Genomic DNA, 18,260 nt, shown 5'->3' with positions numbered 1-18,260 from the left:
GAAGTAATTCCGCTTTAAATAAATGCAATTTACAGAAAATAAAGCAGAAAATTATAAATATGATACCATTATATCTATGTGTTTATAAAAGGCAAGGAGTTGCAGAATTACATGGAAACTAAAAGGCGTATCCGACCCGAACTGGAAGGCTTGCGTACAATCGCAGCGATATTAGTGGCAATTTATCATATATGGTTTAATCGGGTATCGGGCGGAGTGGATGTTTTCTTCGTGGTATCAGGCTTTTTAATCACTACATCGTTACTGTCGATGTATCGGAAAAACGGAAAGGTCTTGTACTTTTCCTATATTGTAAAGTTGTTGAAGCGGCTTTTGCCAACGGCTTGGCTGATCGGTATAACGGTTTTAATCGCCAGTCTATACATAATGCCGGCTTTCACAAAACAGCAAAACTTGAATGAGTTTTTAGCTTCTGTATTTTATTTTCAGAACTGGCGGCTTGCGGTCGATTCGGTCGATTATTTGGCACAGAACAATACGGCCTCACCGTATCAGCATTTTTGGGCATTGAGTATTCAATTCCAGTTTTATTTAGTTTGGCTGTTGGTCTTTTTTGTGGCCATCAACTTATTGCGGATTTTCTCAGGTACTCACATAAAACGTATGCTGATCCTGGTGATTTCGGTAATTGCGGTCGTATCCTTCGGCTATTCAGTTTATCTGACCACGGTCAATCAGCCATTCGCTTACTATCATACCTTTACACGGGTATGGGAATTCGGGATTGGCGGCATTTTGGCATTGACGATCCATAGGTTAGTGATTTCCCCACGGCTTGCCTGGATTTTCGGCTGGCTTGGGTTGATTGGACTGATCAGCTGTGCCATTATCCTGCAGGTATCCCAGCTGTTCCCGGGCTACGCGGCGCTATGGCCGGTATTATCCGCTGTCCTGATCATTGTGGCAGGGAATTACTCCACGAACTTCAGCGCTTTCAATTTGCTCAGCTGGAAGCCTTTAGTAAAATTCGGAAGCATCTCCTATGCGTTTTATCTATGGCATTGGCCGCTCCTAATTTTCTATTACGCTTTGTTTGAAGCAGAAACGGTTTCGCTAGCTCACGGCTTGCTGATCATGCTGGTCGCGTCGATTTTTGCTTACCTGACAATTTACGGCTTCGAGTTGCCGATTCGAAAGATCCAGTTGTCCGTTTGGAAGACAGCCAGCATCATCGTCGTTTTTTCCGGCCTTATCTGGATTACAGCCACTATGTACGAAGAGCAGGCTTTGGCGCTGCCGGAAATCAATTCAGAGCTGTTAAGTGAGAGTGCTGACACGCATCCAGGGGCAGTCACATATATGCAGGACGGCCGCTTGACACCTCTTTCAGAATTTGATGAGCCGTACCTTCCGAGCTTAGAGGTAGCGGAAATAGACAGATCAGTGATTTATGAAGAACGCTGCATGGTGGGGAAAGTGACCACTAAGGCGAAGGTTTGTGAATACGGCAGCCTGACGGATTATGATTATACGGTGGCACTTGTCGGCGGATCCCATTCTGCCCACTGGCAGCCGATGCTTGATGAACTAGGGAAAACGCATAATTTGAAAATCGTCACTTACCTGAAGAGCAGCTGCCGCTTTACGGAGGAAGTGGATCCGGATTTCCCTGAATGTGAGGAATGGTTCGCAAACATGAAGGCCGAAATAGCGGAAAATAAACCCGATCTATTGTTTACTGTAGGGAATGTCGGAAGCCAACAGGAAGAATTTGATGAAGTATCTGATGGATTCATTGAAGCTTGGAAGTATTTTGAAGACCAGGACATTCCGTTATTTATTGTGCGGGATACGCCTTGGTATAAACAGCACGTTTTGACGTGCCTTAGTGAAAACGAAAACGAACCGGAAAATTGCAAAGCCAAGCAAGCAGATATCATGCGAGAGGTGAACCCGATATCCGAGGTGGACTATATGCCGGAAAATGCCACAACGATGGATGTGACGGATTATTTCTGTGATGGGGAATACTGTCATTATGTAGTCGGCAATGTCGTCACGCATTTTGACGCCAATCATATGACCGCTACATTTTCCCGGAGTTTTGCCCCCGTGTTCGAAAAGCCGATTCTCGAGGCGCTGAAAAATATAGAATAGTATTTTTTAGCTGAACCAATGACCTGAAGGGGTTTCTTGGTTCAGCTTTTTTTATTTTCGTGTAAAGGTGAGACCAGAGGCACTCGCAGCAGCCAATCCTCTCATCCGACAACGCTGATTCAAGAAACGCTGAAACTAAACGCCACCCGTTACGTACTATAACTAAGGAGGCGTTTCTATGCCAATATGCAAAAGCTGTGGAACCCGGTGGACCCGGAAGCAATCATTCAAAGCCTCGTGGAAAATCAGAGGAGCGATGCGCTGTCCCCATTGCGGAAGCGATCAATACGCTACTGCAAAATCAAGGCAGCGTCTGACTCTCTTGAACTGGATCATTTTATTGCCGTTGCCGTTCGCTGCAATCTTCGACCTTCCCATGGTTTACACAATCGGAATGATTCTTGTGCTGTTTGCTGTGGCAATGGCGCTCATCCCAAAATCCTTGGAGCTGAGCAACGAACATAAACCCATGTGGTGAGCGGAAACATTATCCATGCAATAAGGTTTTTATTTTAGGTCAAAAGGGAATATGTTATGATTATGAGATACAAAAGAGGTGGTAGGATGCGAAAGAAATACAGAGATTTGAAACGCAAGGGGAACGTGATTGTCTTTCCGACGACAGTGAATCGGCTGCTGGCTGAAGGAATGACTTTTCTGAAAGAAGAAAAGTACGAGGACGCGCGGGATAGCCTGTATCAGGTGCTGTCGTATGAACCTGAGCACGCAGCTGCTTTAGGCGGCTACACTTATTGTCTGTATGAACTTGGGGAATTTGAAGAAGCCCTGGAAGTATGCAGGGAGTTATTGAAGGTCGGTCCGATCCATTACCTGGAGACGATGGAGCTATACATAAGTATTTTAATGCAAGTCCGCGAATTTGAAGAAGCGGAAAAGATGATCGAGGTATTAATAGAAGAAAAAGTATTGCCGGAAGAACGGCTTGAGCAGTTCCAGCAATTGCGTGACTTGAACGAGCGCATCGCAGCGAATGCATCATCCGAGAAGGTGGATGCATCCCTTTATGCCATTGATACGTTTCTGGCGCTGCACCCGGCAGAACAGGAGCAGTTGATCCTGGATCTGCCAACGACTTCCTATCAAGCTTTAAAGAAGAGGCTTCTGGCGATCATCGAGCATCCGGAAGCCGATTTGTTGACGAAGACATACATATTATTCATGCTGTTTCAGGAAAAGATTGAAGCGGAAGTTAAGGTTCAGAAATTCCATTACACCGGCACGTTCAACATCAGTGAACTGCCGGATCCTGTCAATAACGTCCGCATCCGAAAAATAACGGCTATTATTGAAGATGCATTGGCGAAAGATCCGACGCGCCTGGAACTGGTGAAGGAATTGTTCGAACGCCATATTTACTTACTGTATCCGTTCATTTGGGATGATTACAGTGAAGCGGAAGTGGCACAGGGCTACATGGATTACACGGAAGGCCTGTTCAGTGGATTGACTTCATTTCATGAAGAAGAAAAGCTGCTGGAGTTGATCCAGCAGGCTGAACTATGGTTTGAAATGCGCAATGGGTAGAAATAGTTGAACCTGTGGACATGTGTGCTATAATATTGAAGTTGTCAAAATTCGTATAAAACGTAAAATGACTTTGTAGAAAATGTTTGGAGGGCTTATAATATGTCAGCAAAATGGGAAAAACAAGAAGGTAACACAGGGATTCTTACAATCGAAGTTCCTGCAGAAGAAGTAAACGCCGGTCTTGATAAAGCGTTTAAGAAAGTCGTTAAAGAAATCAACGTACCAGGATTCCGTAAAGGGAAAATGCCTCGTCAAATGTTCGAAAAACGTTTTGGCGTTGAATCACTTTACCAGGACGCTTTAGACTTCATCCTGCCTGACGCTTATGCGAATGCAGTTGAAGAAGCAGGGATCAACCCAGTTGACCGCCCTGAAATCGACATCGAAACAATCGAAAAAAATCAGCCGCTTGTATTTACAGCGAAAGTGATCGTAAAACCTGAAGTTGAGCTTGGCGAATACAAAGGTCTTGAAGCATCAAAACCTGATACTGATGTATCTGATGAAGATATCGAAAACCAGTTGAAAGAGCAGCAGGAACGTTTGGCTGAGTTGACTGTTAAAGAAGACGAAGCAATCGTTGAAGGCGATACAGCTGTTATCGATTTCGAAGGATTTGTAGATGGAGAAGCATTTGAAGGCGGACAAGGCAGTGACTACTCTCTTGAAATCGGTTCAAACTCATTCATCCCAGGATTCGAAGAACAATTGGTCGGCGTGAAATCTGGAGAAGAAAAAGACGTAGAAGTGACTTTCCCGGAAGAATACCACGCTGCTGAACTTGCAGGTAAAGCTGCAACGTTCAAAGTGAAAGTAAACGAAGTTAAAGGCAAGGAACTTCCAGAATTGAACGACGAGTTGGCTAAAGAAATCGACCCTGAAGTTGAAAGCCTGGAAGCACTTCGCACGAAGATGAAAGATAGCCTGATTGCTGAGAAGAAATCTGCTGCTGACGCAACACTTCGCGACGAATTGGTACAAAAAGCTGCTGAAAACGCAACAATCGACATTCCTCATGCAATGATCCATTCAGAAATGGACCGTATGATGAGCGATTTCGAACAGCGTTTGACTCAACAAGGGATGAACCTTGAATTGTACTTCCAGTTCTCTGGACAAGACGAAGCTGCACTTCGTGAGCAAATGCACGGTGATGCTGAAACACGCGTACGCGTTTCATTGACACTTGAAGCAATTGCTGAAGCTGAAAACATGCAAGTCACTTCAGAAGACATCGACAAAGAGCTTGAAAAAATGGCTGGTCAATTCAACATGGACATTGAACAGATCAAAACAGCTTTAGGTGGAACTGAAATGCTTGAAAATGATATCCGCATGCAGAACACAGTCGAATTCCTAGTGGAAAACGCTAAAATCTCTGAATAACACATAAGCAACATCATAACAAATAAGAAAACAAGGTGCGGAAACGCACCTTGTTTTCCACTACATAGAACATAGATTTTGGACCTACATTGCCGAAGAATTGACGGTGAATCTAATTAGTTGCTACAATTACGATAATCTTGTAAGATAATGGCTTGAATAGGGGTGAATACATTGTTCAAATTCAATGACGAGAAAGAGCATTTAAAATGTTCGTTTTGTGGCAAACCACAAGAGCAGGTTCGTAAACTGGTCGCAGGACCGGGTGTTTATATTTGTGACGAATGTATTGAGCTTTGTACGGAAATCGTAGAAGAAGAGCTTGGTACGGACGAAGAAGTAGAATTTAAAGAAGTGCCTAAGCCAAAAGAAATTCTGGACATTCTGAACGGTTATGTAATCGGTCAGGAAAAAGCCAAAAAATCATTGGCTGTAGCAGTTTATAACCACTACAAACGCGTCAACTCAAACAGCAAGATCGATGATGTTGAGTTGTCGAAATCCAATATCGTCCTAATCGGACCAACAGGAAGCGGTAAAACGTTACTTGCTCAAACTTTGGCCCGTATTCTGAACGTACCGTTTGCCATTGCAGACGCAACTTCATTGACGGAGGCCGGCTATGTCGGTGAAGACGTGGAGAACATCCTTTTGAAGCTGATCCAAGCTGCAGATTATGATGTGGAGCGCGCAGAAAAAGGAATTATCTATATTGATGAAATCGATAAAGTGGCTCGTAAATCCGAGAATCCATCGATTACACGTGATGTTTCCGGTGAAGGCGTACAGCAGGCCCTTCTGAAGATTTTGGAAGGCACTACTGCAAGCGTACCACCTCAGGGCGGACGCAAGCATCCTCATCAGGAATTCATCCAAATCGATACGACGAACGTTTTGTTCATCGTAGGTGGAGCTTTCGATGGAGTGGACCAAATCATTAAGCGCCGTCTCGGCAATAAAATCATCGGTTTTGGTGCAGATCCGAACAAAGAAGAATTGGACGACAAATCATTGCTTAGCCAATTGATTCCGGAAGATCTTCTGAAATTCGGTTTGATTCCAGAGTTCATCGGCCGTTTGCCTGTATTGGCAAGCCTTGAGCAATTGGATGAAAAGGCATTAGTCGAAATTTTGACTGAACCTAAAAATGCATTGATCAAGCAATACCAGAAGATGATGGAGCTTGATGGCGTCAAATTGACTTTCGAACCTGAGGCATTGGTTGAGATTGCAAAACTGGCAATCGAACGCAAAACTGGTGCCCGCGGACTGCGGTCAATCATCGAGAACACGATGCTAGAAGTCATGTTTGACTTGCCGTCACGTGAAGATATTGTTGAATGTGTCATTACAAAAGAAACCGTTGCGGATAGCGTGCAGCCGAAATTGATCTTAGAAGATGGCTCAGAATACGTTAAAGGCAATAATGAGAAAACATCCGCGTAAATGAGTGGAACTTCACCCAGTGGAAAAAATCTCACTGAGTGGCAGTTGAACCAATCAAAAGGATGATACGGGCTGACTCTGATCGTGCGCATCCGCGCGTTCTGGAGTTGGTCCGTTTTTATTAGAAAAGCGGAAGCGGCCTTTTAGCTCCGACAAGCGCTGGAAGCCTTGCCGGTAATGGCGTTCTTCAGCCATTGCTGGAAAGGCTGAAGCGACTCGAGGAGCTGGCCGCTGGAGCTGGACAAAAAGAAAAGCGGAAGCGGCCGTTTAGCTCCGACAGGTTTAAGACGATCTGGCGAAGCGGCGTTTCTTCAGCCGCACAGCCGGAGTGGCTTACATCCCGAGGAGCTGGTCGCTGCAGCTGGACAGAGAAAAGCGGAAGCGCCTGTTTAGAACCGACAGGCTTAAGGCAGTTTGTCGAAGCGGCGTTTCTTCAGCCGCACAGGCAAGCGGACTTAAGACCCCGAGGTTCTAGGCGCTAGAGCTGGACAAAGAAAAGCGAAAGCACCTGTCAAGGCTCGACAATTCAAGTGCGGAAGCGAAAAAAGCAGTGCTTAAGGTTATATACATAGCTGGGCGCTGCAGATTCATGTTGAAAATATTCCCGGAGGTGACTTCCATATGGCTAAGAAAAAAGTAACTAAAAATGTACCTTTATTACCGTTGAGAGGGCTTCTTGTATTTCCGACGATGGTGTTGCATATAGATGTCGGCCGTGAACGGTCCATCGCAGCGCTGGAACAGGCGTTGCTGGAAGACAATATTATCTTTTTGGCAACTCAAAAAGACATGAGCACAGAACAGCCGGAAAAAGGAGATCTCCATAAAATCGGTACCTTGGCCTACGTCAAACAGATGCTGAAATTGCCGAACGGCACAATCCGTGTACTGGTTGAAGGTTTGGAACGCGGACAAATGAACAACTATGAGGAAGCCGAAAACTTTACCGTTGTTGAAGTGACTTCATTCCCGGATGAAACAGAAAGAGACGCAGAACAGGATGCCCTGATGCGTCTATTGCTGGAGCATTTTGAGAATTATGGCAAGAGTTCGAAAAAAGTCAGCACGGAAACCTACAATACGGTGGCGGATATTGAAGAACCGGGCCGCTTGGCGGATATGGTCGCTTCCCATCTTTCCATGAAAGTGGCTGCCAAACAGGAAGTATTGGAAACTTTTGATATCAGCAAACGTTTAGAATTGCTGATTACGCGCCTGCACAGTGAACAGGAAGTAGTGGATCTGGAAAAACGGATCAACCAGCGTGTCAAAAAAGCAATGGAACAAACTCAAAAAGAATTTTATTTGCGCGAGCAGATGAAGGCGATTCAAACTGAACTTGGCGACAAAGACGGCAAATCAGCTGAAGTAGTCGATCTGAAAAAACGGATTGAAGATGCGAAAATGCCGGAGTCCACCCAAAAAGTGGCGTTCAAGGAATTGGAGCGTTACGAAAAATTGCCTTCGGCAGCTGCGGAAAGCGGCATTATCCGTAACTACATCGAGTGGCTAGTGACGATTCCGTGGTCAGAAGCGACAGAAGACCGCCTTGATATTAAATACGCTGAAGAAGTGTTGGACCGGGACCATGATGGACTGGAAAGCGTCAAAGAACGCGTGTTGGAATATCTGGCTGTTCAGCAGATGACTAACTCACTTCGCGGACCGATTCTTTGCCTTGTCGGACCTCCTGGTGTGGGTAAAACCTCTCTGGCGAAATCGATTGCTGAATCATTGGACCGCAATTTCGTCCGTGTTTCACTCGGCGGCGTCCGTGATGAATCGGAAATCCGCGGCCATCGCCGGACGTATGTCGGTGCGATGCCGGGCCGGATCATTCAAGGGATGAAAAAAGCGGGTACTGTGAATCCAGTTTTTCTGCTGGATGAAATCGACAAGATGTCGAATGATTTCCGCGGCGATCCATCTTCTGCGATGCTGGAAGTGTTGGACCCGGAACAGAATAATTCGTTCAGTGACCATTACATTGAAGAAACCTACGATCTCTCCAATGTGCTTTTCATCGCGACTGCCAATGATCTTGGGTCCATTCCAGGACCATTGCGCGACCGCATGGAAGTCATTTCGATTGCCGGCTATACCGAAGTCGAAAAACAGATGATCGCAAAAAATCATTTAGCACCGAAACAATTGAAAGAACATGGATTAACGGACGAGCAGCTGCAGTTCAACGACGAAGCTTTGCTTAATATCGTCCGTTACTACACGCGTGAAGCCGGTGTCCGTGGCCTTGAACGCCAAATCGCTTCCATCTGCCGCAAAGTGACCAAGCAGATCATCTCGAAAGAGAAAGAGCAGGTTCATGTCGGTGCAGCGGAAGTGGAAGAATATCTTGGCAAACGCAAATTCCGTTACGGCATGGCTGAAACGGAAAACCAGATCGGCGTCGCAACAGGACTCGCCTATACAACGGTCGGGGGAGATACGCTTCAAATCGAAGTGTCCCTATCAGCTGGTAAAGGCAAACTGCAATTGACCGGTAAATTGGGCGATGTCATGAAGGAATCTGCGCAGACGGCTTTATCGTTTGTCCGCGCCCGTGCCGAATCTCTTGGAATCGATCCGAATTTCCATGAGTCGCACGATATTCACATCCATGTCCCTGAAGGCGCAGTTCCAAAAGACGGCCCTTCAGCGGGGATCACCATTGCTACAGCGCTGGTATCTGCCTTGACGAAACGCCCGATCCGCCGCGAAGTCGGCATGACCGGTGAAATTACGCTGCGCGGACGCGTTCTGCCAATCGGGGGAATTAAAGAAAAAACCTTGAGTGCCCACCGTGCAGGCCTCAAGACCATCATCCTGCCGCTTGATAACGAGCGTGACCTGGAAGATATCCCAGAAACAATCCGCGAAGAGTTGACCTTTAAACTGGTCTCTCAAGCAGATGAGGCATTGGAAATTGCCTTAGAAGGAGAAATTGAATGAAGGTTAACAATGTAGAACTAGTAATCAGTGCCGTCCGTCCGGATCAATATCCGGAAGACGGCCTGCCGGAATTCGCTTTAGCCGGACGCTCGAACGTCGGTAAATCGTCTTTCATCAACAAAATGATCGGCCGCAAAAGCATGGCCCGCATTTCATCCAAACCCGGCAAGACACAGACCTTGAACTTCTATAAAATCGAAGAAAAGCTGTTCTATGTCGATGTTCCAGGATACGGCTATGCCAAAGTATCGAAAAGCGAACGTGAAGCATGGGGCAAGATGATCGAACGCTACATTACAGACCGCGAACCCTTGCGTGCTGTCATCCAAATCGTCGACTTGCGTCACCCGCCAAGCAGAGACGATATCGCCATGTATGATTTCATGAAGCATTTTGAAATCCCGTGCATCATCATCGCCACCAAAGCGGATAAAATTCCTAAAGGCAAGTGGGACAAGCACAAGAAAATTGTCCGTACTGCGCTCGATATGGACAAATCCGATCCATTGATCATCTTCTCATCCGAAACCGGACTGGGCAAAGACGAAGCATGGAAAGAAATCGAAAGCAGAATGTAACGAAACAAAGCGCAGCCTCCGGGCTGTGCTTTTTTGTAAGATATATTAATTTGATATGATATACTCCGCAAACTAACTTTTGAAAAACATATTTGTTCATCAATGCATTAGCTTCGTGAAGTGGCTGTTGGAGATTGCCATGCTGCTTTTGCGGGAGTCTCCGCTGATTTGCTCCAGATGCTTAGCGTACCAACGAGAAAGAGAATGGCTAATGATAGAAAAGCGTCCGCCTGGAGCGAATTTTTCCCGCTAAACAAAAGAATTCCCCATCATTAATCCTCTGAGTTAACAGGTAATTCCGACTAAGAGCGTTATACTTGTAGACAACAAAAGCCTTTGCTACTATTAGTTTATAATAATTATAAATAAGCCCTATATTCATGCCTTGTTCACAATTTCAAAAGCATAATAAACAAAATAAGTGGTATACTAAATTTATAGGAAATATTGAACGTGAAAGGTGTTTTGTACCCATGCATACATTAGTAGTCGGGGTGAATTATCGCTCTGCACCCGTGGAGATCCGCGAAAAGCTTTCATTCATAGAACATGAGCTGCCACAGGCGATGCAGGCGCTAAAAGAACAAAAAAGCATATTGGAGAACGTGATCGTTTCCACCTGTAACCGGACGGAAATCTATGCGGTCGTGGACCAGCTTCACACAGGAAAGTATTATGTGAAGCAATTTCTTGCTGATTATTTTGGCCTGCCCCAAGAAGCCATTTCTCAGTATTTATTTGTCTATGAACAGGACGAAGCGGTTGAACATTTGTTCCGTGTAACGGCTGGTATCGACTCAATGGTATTGGGCGAAACGCAGATTCTTGGGCAAGTGAAAAGCAGTTTCCTTGCTGGCCAAGAATATGGCACGACAGGAACCGTGTTTAACCAACTGTTCAAACAGGCCGTAACGTTGGCGAAAAAAGCGCATTCTGAGACAGCCATTGGCGAAAATGCAGTTTCTGTATCTTACGCGGCGGTTGAACTCGGCAAGAAGATTTTTGGCACGCTTAAAAACAAACATGTTGTTATTTTAGGCGCCGGAAAAATGGGCGAATTGGCCATCAAGAACCTTCAGGGAAGCGGGGCTGACCGCGTAACGGTCATCAACCGGACATTCGAGAAGGCAGAATTGCTTGCCGGCAAATTCGGCGGCAAAGCGAAGCCCTTGAACCAATTGCAATGTGCCTTGCTCGAAGCGGATATCCTGATTTCCTCAACGGGATCAGCAGACTTTGTCATCGACCTTGAGTTGATGCAGTTTGTAGAGAAGCTTCGCAAAGGCAAACCGTTATTCATGGTGGATATCGCAGTTCCACGTGATATGGATCCCCGCATCGGCGAATTGCCGAATGTGTTCCTGTATGATATCGATGACATGCAGGGGATTGTGGAAGCGAATCTGGCAGAGCGTGAACGCGCAGCTGGCCAAATTATGACCATGATCGATCAGGAAGCTCTTCAGTTCAATGACTGGCTGACAACGCTTGGCGTCGTACCGGTAATTTCTGCGCTTCGTCAAAAAGCACTTGGCATACAGGCTGAGACAATGGCGAGCATTGAAAACAAAATGCCGGATTTGACTGACCGTGAAAAGAAAATTCTCAACAAACATACCAAATCGATCATCAATCAGTTGTTGAAAGATCCGATTCTGCAGGCGAAGGAAATGGGTGGTGCGCCTAAATCACGTGAGCAATTGGAATTATTCATGCAAATTTTCGGTATTGAAGATGAAGTGGAGCAAGAGATAGAAAAACAATCGAAAGCACCACAAAAGAAAACGGATAAAGCCGTTCTTCAAACCCAGCAATCAACAACTGAAACTCCCAAATATTCATTTTAAGCTTTCTAAAAGAGGCGTTTTCGGATCTATATGTTAAAATGTAGAGACGGAACGCCTTTAACTATGGAAACGAAGGGGAATGGGATGGCTGATATAACAATGGCAAGGCTGCACGAAGCTATGGTTATACTATATGCTGTCAGCCTTGTTTTTTATTTTATAGACTACTTATATAAAGAGAAGAGAGCCAGCCGGATCGCCATGAGCTTGCTCGGCATTGTCTGGGTACTGCAAACGATCTTCCTGGGTTTGTATATCTTCGAGACCCAGCGATTCCCGATATTGACTTTGTTTGAAGGCATTTACTTTTATGCCTGGCTCTTAGTGACGCTGTCGCTCGTTCTGAGGATTTTCTACCGCTTTGATTTTGCTGTATTTTTCATCAATATCATCGGGTTCATCTTCATGACGATCCATACGTTCGCACCGGTCCAGATTGAACGGTCGCCTGTAGGGGAAGCATTGGTATCGGAATTATTGTTCATCCACATCAGCTTCGCGATTCTTTCCTATGTGGCTTTCTCCCTGTCGTTCGTTTTTTCGGCGCTTCACATGATTCTTTATAGAATGCTGAAGCAGAAAAAATGGACCAGGCAATGGGCAAATTTGCCATCACTTGGCCAAACGCAGCAATTCATGACGATTTCAATCCTCGTCGGAATTTCGCTGCTGTTCGTGTCGTTGGTGCTGGGGCTGCAATGGGCATTTATTTCGCTTGCTACGTTCTCCATATTCGACATGAAGATCGTCGGATCATTCATCTTGCTGGTGGTCTACAGCTTCGTGCTGTGGTGGCACCGCAAAGGTTCATTGAATGGGATGAATTACGCGCTGGCCCATACGTATGCATTTTTACTGCTGCTGATCAATTTCTTTTTAGGCAGCCGATTATCTGAATTTCATTTTTGGTATTAAAGAAGGGTAGGATTCATTTGAGAAAAATTATTGTAGGTTCAAGAAGAAGCAAGCTGGCGTTGACACAAACCAACCAGTTTATCGATAAGTTAAAAGCGGCGGGATCGCCATTTGAATTTGAAATCAAGGAAATCGTCACGAAAGGTGATCGCATTGTTGATGTTATGCTGTCAAAAGTCGGCGGCAAAGGTCTTTTCGTCAAAGAAATTGAACAGGCACTGTTCAATAAAGAAATCGATTTTGCTGTCCACAGCATGAAGGATATGCCTTCTGTATTGCCGGAAACGCTAACGATAGGATGTATTCCAGAACGCGAAGATCCGCGCGACGCGTACATCGCCAACGACCATGTGAAATTATTGGACCTTCCGATTGGAGCAGTTGTCGGAACAAGCAGCCTGCGCCGCAGTTCACAGCTTTTGCTGTTGCGTCCGGACCTTGATATCCAATGGATCCGCGGCAACATCGATACACGTCTTGCAAAATTGAAGGCGGGCGATTTTGACGCCATCATTTTAGCAGCAGCCGGTTTGAAGCGGATGGGCTGGAAAGATGATTTAGTGACGGAATTCCTGGAAGTCGACGAGTGCCTGCCAGCTATTGGTCAAGGCGCGTTAGGGATTGAATGCCGCGAAGACGACAAAGAACTGTTGGCGGAACTTGCTAAACTTAATCATGAAGTAACAGCTTTGGCGGTTAATGCAGAACGCAAATTCCTGCGTGACATGGATGGCAGCTGCCAAGTGCCGATTGCTGGATATGGAACGGTGAAAGATGGAGAAATTACATTTACAGGATTGATTTCTTCACCCGAAGCGGATCAGGTGTTCAAGGAAACAGCGATCAGCCGTGACCCGATCGAAGCCGGCCGTGAAGTGGCTGAGAAAATCAGTGCACAAGGCGGCTACGATTTGATTCAACGCGTTAAAGCTGAGAGCAATGTCTGAGAAAGCTCTTTTGCTTCAAGGCGAAACCATCGTTTTCACCGGCTCCAGAGAACCGGAGGAAGCGGTTCACCTTGCACAATCACTGGGAGCGGAGACGCTTTATGTACCGCTCGTCACCACTGAAGTCCGCCAGTTGGACAAGCCGGACCTCAGTGGCTACGATTGGTTGATTTTCACGAGCCGGACCAGTGCACAGGCATTTTGCCAGCTCGATGAAAACGTGACGGCAAAAATTGCGGCTGTCGGGGACCAGACGGCTGCCGTACTGCAGCAACATGGCTACACCGTTGACTTTATACCGCGGGTTTTTAGTGCCGACCATTTCATCCAGGAGTTTCCGGTTGTATCCGGTAAAGTCAACTGCCTGTTCATCAAAGGCAATTTAGCGAAAAACACCATTGCTTCGATGCACATGCAAGTGGATGAGTGGACGGTTTACGATACCGTGCTGGATTTGAACAATGCAAAAAAACTGGCGAACCTGAAAAATGTCACCATCCTATTCGCCAGTCCCTCTGCCGTGTCGGCATACCGGCAGGCAGGAGGAGACTGGTCGGATATCCGCACCGCTGCCATTGGACACGTCACAAAACAAGCCATTGAGGCAAACGGCGGAACTGTGGATTTCACACCTAAAAAATATACCTATTTGGAAGTCATCAATGAAATAGCGAAAGGAAGTTTACCGAAATGAAAGAATTGAATTTTAACCGTCACCGCCGTTTACGCGGTTCTGCCAATATCCGGTCGATGGTCCGCGAAACGAGCTTACATAAAGAGGATTTCATTTATCCGATTTTTGTCGTTGAAGGCGAGAACATCAAACATGAGATTTCATCAATGCCAGGTGTTTACCATTATTCACTGGATAAATTGGGTGAAGAACTGGATGAAGTCGTGGATCTTGGAATTCCTTCTGTCATTCTTTTCGGCGTACCGAACGAAAAAGACGCAGTCGGCACACAAGCTTATCACGATCACGGCATCACGCAGGAAGCGATCCGTTTTGCAAAAAATCGCCATCCGGAACTTGTGGTCATCGCTGATACGTGCCTATGCCAATACACCGATCACGGCCATTGCGGCGTCATCGAAAACGGCGTTATCCTGAACGACGAATCTTTGGATCTGTTGGCGCGTACTGCAGTCTCTCAGGCAAAAGCAGGAGCCGACATCATCGCCCCGTCGAATATGATGGACGGGTTTGTTGCAGCGATCCGCTACGGCTTGGACCAGGCAGGCTTTGAAAATACGCCGATTATGTCTTATGGCGTCAAATATTCTTCCGCTTATTACGGACCTTTCCGTGAAGCGGCTCATTCAACGCCTCAATTCGGCGACCGCAAAACCTACCAGATGGATCCGGCAAACCGCATGGAAGCATTGCGTGAAGCAACTTCTGACGTTCAAGAAGGCGCAGATTTCATGATCGTCAAACCGGCATTGTCTTATTTGGACATCATCCGCGAAGTCCGCGATAATTTCGATATTCCGATTGTCGCTTATAATGTTTCAGGCGAATACGCCATGGTCAAAGCAGCAGCGGCGAACGGCTGGATCGATGAAGAGAAGATTGTTTTGGAAACCTTATTGAGCATGAAGCGCGCAGGAGCGGATATCGTAATGACCTATCACGCAAAAGATGCAGCACGCTGGTTGGAGGGAACTAAATGACATACGAAAAATCATTGGCAGCATTCACAGAAGCGAAGAAACTAATGCCGGGCGGCGTCAACAGCCCGGTCCGTGCGTTTAAATCGGTCAATATGGATCCGATCTTCATGCAATCCGGCAGCGGAGCGACCATCACGGACATCGATGGCAATACGTATATCGATTACGTCCTGTCATGGGGGCCGCTGATTCTGGGCCATGCCCATCCGGAAGTCGTCAAAGCGATTCAGGAAACGGCAGCGCTTGGAACATCATTCGGCGCACCGACTGAACTTGAAAACACCATGGCGAAATTGGTCATGGAACGCGTTCCTTCGATTGAAATGGTCCGCATGGTATCTTCCGGCACGGAAGCGACGATGAGCGCATTGCGCGTAGCACGTGGCTATACCGGCCGCGATAAGATTTTGAAATTTGAAGGCTGCTACCACGGCCACGGCGACAGCTTGCTGATCAAAGCAGGTTCAGGCGTCGCGACGTTGGGCTTGCCGGATTCACCGGGTGTTCCCGCATCGATCGCTAAAAACACCATCACGGTTCCATACAACGACCTTGAAAGTGTCCGTTTAGCTTTCCAGGAATACGGCGACGATTTGGCTGCCGTTATTGTAGAACCGGTTGCCGGCAATATGGGCGTTGTGCCGCCAAATGAAGGCTTCTTGACGGAGCTTCGCAATTTGACGCACGAAAACGGCACGATTTTGATTTTTGATGAAGTCATGACCGGTTTCCGTGTCGGCTTCAATTGCGCACAAGGCTATTTCGGCGTAACGCCGGACATGACTTGCCTCGGCAAAGTCATCGGCGGCGGATTGCCGGTCGGTGCGTTCGGCGGCAAACGTGAAATCATGCAGCAGGTTGCACCAAGCGGATCGATCTATCAGGCTGGCACCTTGTCAGGTAACCCATTGGCGATGCGTGCAGGCTTTGAAACCTTGTCCCGTCTGACGGAAGAAAGTTACGACGTGTTCATCGAACGCGGCGACCAGCTTGAAAAAGGTTTCCGTGAAGCGGCGACGAAATACAATATCCCGCATACCGTCAACCGTGCAGGTTCGATGATCGGGTTCTTCTTCACAAACGAAGAGGTAGTCGATTTCGAAACAGCAAAAACTTCGGACACCGAGTTGTTCGCGGACTATTACCGCTTGATGGCGGAAGAAGGCATTTTCCTGCCGCCGTCCCAGTTTGAAGGCATGTTCCTTTCGACTGCCCACACGGAAGAGCATATTGCAAAAACCGTGGAAGCATTCCATACCGTATTTGCTAAGTTGGCACGTTAATAAAGTTTGATGGTAGTTTTGTTTGAGGATATTCCGCAACACAGTTCCTAAAAACCCGGTGCTCCTGCATCGCTGCGCTAGCTTCGTCGCAAAGATACGGCCCGAATTCCTTTCGGCCGTATCTTTCCTACGGGCTTGCGCCGAACTAACTCGGGCTAAACGCCCGAGTGGATTTCGGCACGTCGCTATTCCGCGGGAGTCTCCGCTGTGTTGCTTCATATCCTTTAGGTAGAAGTAATATAAGATGTGCTGGCTTTACAGAATAGTTTATGGTTTGTGGACATTAGGTAAGTTCGTTAATTAAAAATAGTTAAGAGCGCTGAAGTATCTGGATGACCCAGACGCTTCAGCGCTTTTTTTCGGTTATCGATAAATAGAAAGACTATATGCGGAAAACATCTACTGACCACGAATAGCGAACTTTCGTGTAACATAGAAAGAACTAACAGCGCTTGGAAAAAGGAGGGATGATGGTGAGGGCATTTGGAGTGACCGCACTCATTGCGACGGCAGCGGGAGCGGTGTTTGAAGCGGTCGGGATGTTTCTGCCTTGGCTGCTCGGGCCGATGTTCGCCTTGCTGCTGGTCAATCAATTTACGAAAATCCCTTTATACTGGCCAAAAATTCTGCGGACAGCGGGTCTGGTGATGCTCGGCGTGCAGATCGGTTCCTCGTTTACGCGGGATGCGGTGCTGTTGATGGTAGTGGATTTGCCGTACATGGCGTTCATGACGGTTTCGGTCGTGGCGCTGTCGATTGGGCTCGGCTTGTTGTTCAAGCGCATGGTCCGCGAAAGCCTGGCGACCAGTTTGCTTGGTTCGATTCCCGGCGGCTTGGCGCAGATGGTGGTTATTGCAGAAGATGTCAAATCAGCAAACATCACCGTCGTGACGATGATGCAGACGATCCGGATTTTCATGGTGGTGACCCTTGTGCCGTTCCTGACGATTTTCCTGAACGGCAGAGGTGCCGGAGAAATGGAACAGCAGCTTTTTGCGTTTTCACCGCTGTTATTCGTTATGGCGTTCGTTGTTGGATGGGCACTTTACGCCGGCATGAAAAAAATCGGCTTTCCGGCTGCTGAACTGCTGGCGCCAATTCTCACGATGGCCGTCGTACAGACGGTTTCAGGCGATGTCCTGATCGATATGCCGTACTGGTTGATTGCGATCGCGCAAGTGTGTATCGGAGCGAATCTCGGTTTGCAGATGGAAGGGATCGGCGATAAGCTGACGTTCCGTTTGGGTGCTGCGATTGTTTTGAATAATATCCTGCTGATCGGCTTTACGATCTTGATAGCATTCGTGTTAACGGCTTGGCTGCCGGAATACATATTCCTCGACTTTTTCCTTAGCGCAGCACCCGGCGGCATCGCCGAAATGGCGATCACGGCGCTCGCCGTTGGAGGAGATGTGGCACTCATCACCGGCTTCCAGCTGTTCCGTTTGTTCTTCATCCTGCTGGTGGCGGCGCCGCTTGTGTCTTACATTGTAAAAAAACTTGACGCTAAAAGCGGATATTGAGTACAATAAGGGTAATTAGATAATCATGCGTTGAAGAGGATAGTAG

General features: G+C 46.9%; 14 protein-coding genes and 1 other annotated feature (1 of these 15 cut by a window edge). All 14 genes read left to right on the top strand.

The window, feature by feature from the left end; translation table 11 throughout:
- Window positions 1-111: 111 nt before the first annotated feature.
- The 14 genes from ACRC6Q_RS10990 to ACRC6Q_RS10925 all read left to right on the top strand — a co-directional run bounded on the left by ACRC6Q_RS10990 (window position 112) and on the right by ACRC6Q_RS10925 (window position 18,214).
- Window positions 112-2,118, top strand: coding sequence for an acyltransferase family protein (locus ACRC6Q_RS10990; RefSeq protein WP_431466530.1), 2,007 nt, complete (start codon window positions 112-114; stop codon window positions 2,116-2,118).
- A 178-nt stretch (window positions 2,119-2,296) separates the two neighbouring features.
- Window positions 2,297-2,596 (top strand): TIGR04104 family putative zinc finger protein, encoded by a 300-nt coding sequence (locus ACRC6Q_RS10985; RefSeq protein ID WP_223638309.1) that lies wholly within the window; start codon window positions 2,297-2,299, stop codon window positions 2,594-2,596.
- An 86-nt stretch (window positions 2,597-2,682) separates the two neighbouring features.
- On the top strand, window positions 2,683-3,663 hold the full coding sequence (locus ACRC6Q_RS10980; RefSeq protein WP_223638306.1) for a tetratricopeptide repeat protein: 981 nt from the start codon (window positions 2,683-2,685) through the stop codon (window positions 3,661-3,663).
- A gap of 102 nt (window positions 3,664-3,765) precedes the next feature.
- Window positions 3,766-5,052 carry a trigger factor gene (gene tig, locus ACRC6Q_RS10975; protein ID WP_223638303.1) on the top strand — a complete coding sequence of 429 codons (1,287 nt, stop codon included), beginning with the start codon at window positions 3,766-3,768 and terminating at the stop codon, window positions 5,050-5,052.
- Between the two features lie 174 nt (window positions 5,053-5,226).
- A complete protein-coding gene (gene clpX, locus ACRC6Q_RS10970) occupies window positions 5,227-6,498 on the top strand; it encodes an ATP-dependent protease ATP-binding subunit ClpX (RefSeq protein ID WP_223638300.1) in 1,272 nt (423 codons plus the stop codon).
- A 621-nt stretch (window positions 6,499-7,119) separates the two neighbouring features.
- Window positions 7,120-9,447 (top strand): endopeptidase La, encoded by a 2,328-nt coding sequence (gene lon / locus ACRC6Q_RS10965; RefSeq protein WP_223638297.1) that lies wholly within the window; start codon window positions 7,120-7,122, stop codon window positions 9,445-9,447.
- Window positions 9,444-10,025 (top strand): ribosome biogenesis GTP-binding protein YihA/YsxC, encoded by a 582-nt coding sequence (gene yihA / locus ACRC6Q_RS10960; protein WP_223638294.1) that lies wholly within the window; start codon window positions 9,444-9,446, stop codon window positions 10,023-10,025. The genes lon and yihA overlap by 4 nt, the downstream gene beginning before the upstream one ends.
- 473 nt (window positions 10,026-10,498) lie before the next feature.
- On the top strand, window positions 10,499-11,872 hold the full coding sequence (gene hemA / locus ACRC6Q_RS10955) for a glutamyl-tRNA reductase (protein WP_223638292.1): 1,374 nt from the start codon (window positions 10,499-10,501) through the stop codon (window positions 11,870-11,872).
- Window positions 11,873-11,956: 84 nt separating this feature from the next.
- A complete protein-coding gene (gene ccsA / locus ACRC6Q_RS10950) occupies window positions 11,957-12,787 on the top strand; it encodes a cytochrome c biogenesis protein CcsA (protein WP_431466529.1) in 831 nt (276 codons plus the stop codon).
- 17 nt (window positions 12,788-12,804) lie between these two features.
- Window positions 12,805-13,734: a hydroxymethylbilane synthase gene (hemC, locus tag ACRC6Q_RS10945; RefSeq protein ID WP_431466528.1), complete on the top strand. Its 930-nt coding sequence runs from the start codon at window positions 12,805-12,807 to the stop codon at window positions 13,732-13,734.
- Window positions 13,727-14,428 (top strand): uroporphyrinogen-III synthase, encoded by a 702-nt coding sequence (locus tag ACRC6Q_RS10940; protein ID WP_431466527.1) that lies wholly within the window; start codon window positions 13,727-13,729, stop codon window positions 14,426-14,428. Before hemC ends, ACRC6Q_RS10940 begins: the two co-directional genes overlap by 8 nt.
- Window positions 14,425-15,408, top strand: coding sequence for a porphobilinogen synthase (gene hemB, locus ACRC6Q_RS10935; protein WP_223638280.1), 984 nt, complete (start codon window positions 14,425-14,427; stop codon window positions 15,406-15,408). Before ACRC6Q_RS10940 ends, hemB begins: the two co-directional genes overlap by 4 nt.
- Window positions 15,405-16,691, top strand: a complete 1,287-nt coding sequence (hemL, locus tag ACRC6Q_RS10930; protein WP_431466526.1) for a glutamate-1-semialdehyde 2,1-aminomutase — start codon at window positions 15,405-15,407, stop codon at window positions 16,689-16,691. Before hemB ends, hemL begins: the two co-directional genes overlap by 4 nt.
- Window positions 16,692-17,161: 470 nt before the next feature.
- Window positions 17,162-18,214: an AbrB family transcriptional regulator gene (locus ACRC6Q_RS10925; RefSeq protein ID WP_431466525.1), complete on the top strand. Its 1,053-nt coding sequence runs from the start codon at window positions 17,162-17,164 to the stop codon at window positions 18,212-18,214.
- A gap of 21 nt (window positions 18,215-18,235) precedes the next feature.
- Window positions 18,236-18,260: a binding site (T-box leader), on the top strand (it continues 197 nt past the right edge of the window).

The organism is Planococcus sp. SE5232, from assembly GCF_050686535.1.
Classification (GTDB): Bacteria; Bacillota; Bacilli; order Bacillales_A; family Planococcaceae; genus Planococcus.
The sequence above is the reverse complement of the archived record's forward strand: the minus strand, read 5'-3'. Positions and strand labels throughout refer to the sequence as shown.

Excerpts from the sequence above, each read along its gene's own strand:
- ACRC6Q_RS10990 (WP_431466530.1), top strand. The coding sequence starts at position 112 with ATGGAAACTAAAAGGCGTATCCGACCCGAACTGGAAGGCTTGCGTACA.
- hemB (WP_223638280.1), top strand. The coding sequence starts at position 14,425 with ATGAAAGAATTGAATTTTAACCGTCACCGCCGTTTACGCGGTTCTGCC.
- lon (WP_223638297.1), top strand. The coding sequence starts at position 7,120 with ATGGCTAAGAAAAAAGTAACTAAAAATGTACCTTTATTACCGTTGAGA.
- tig (WP_223638303.1), top strand. The coding sequence starts at position 3,766 with ATGTCAGCAAAATGGGAAAAACAAGAAGGTAACACAGGGATTCTTACA.
- ccsA (WP_431466529.1), top strand. The coding sequence starts at position 11,957 with ATGGCTGATATAACAATGGCAAGGCTGCACGAAGCTATGGTTATACTA.
- ACRC6Q_RS10985 (WP_223638309.1), top strand. The coding sequence starts at position 2,297 with ATGCCAATATGCAAAAGCTGTGGAACCCGGTGGACCCGGAAGCAATCA.
- ACRC6Q_RS10980 (WP_223638306.1), top strand. The coding sequence starts at position 2,683 with ATGCGAAAGAAATACAGAGATTTGAAACGCAAGGGGAACGTGATTGTC.
- hemL (WP_431466526.1), top strand. The coding sequence starts at position 15,405 with ATGACATACGAAAAATCATTGGCAGCATTCACAGAAGCGAAGAAACTA.
- yihA (WP_223638294.1), top strand. The coding sequence starts at position 9,444 with ATGAAGGTTAACAATGTAGAACTAGTAATCAGTGCCGTCCGTCCGGAT.
- hemA (WP_223638292.1), top strand. The coding sequence starts at position 10,499 with ATGCATACATTAGTAGTCGGGGTGAATTATCGCTCTGCACCCGTGGAG.
- ACRC6Q_RS10940 (WP_431466527.1), top strand. The coding sequence starts at position 13,727 with ATGTCTGAGAAAGCTCTTTTGCTTCAAGGCGAAACCATCGTTTTCACC.
- ACRC6Q_RS10925 (WP_431466525.1), top strand. The coding sequence starts at position 17,162 with ATGGTGAGGGCATTTGGAGTGACCGCACTCATTGCGACGGCAGCGGGA.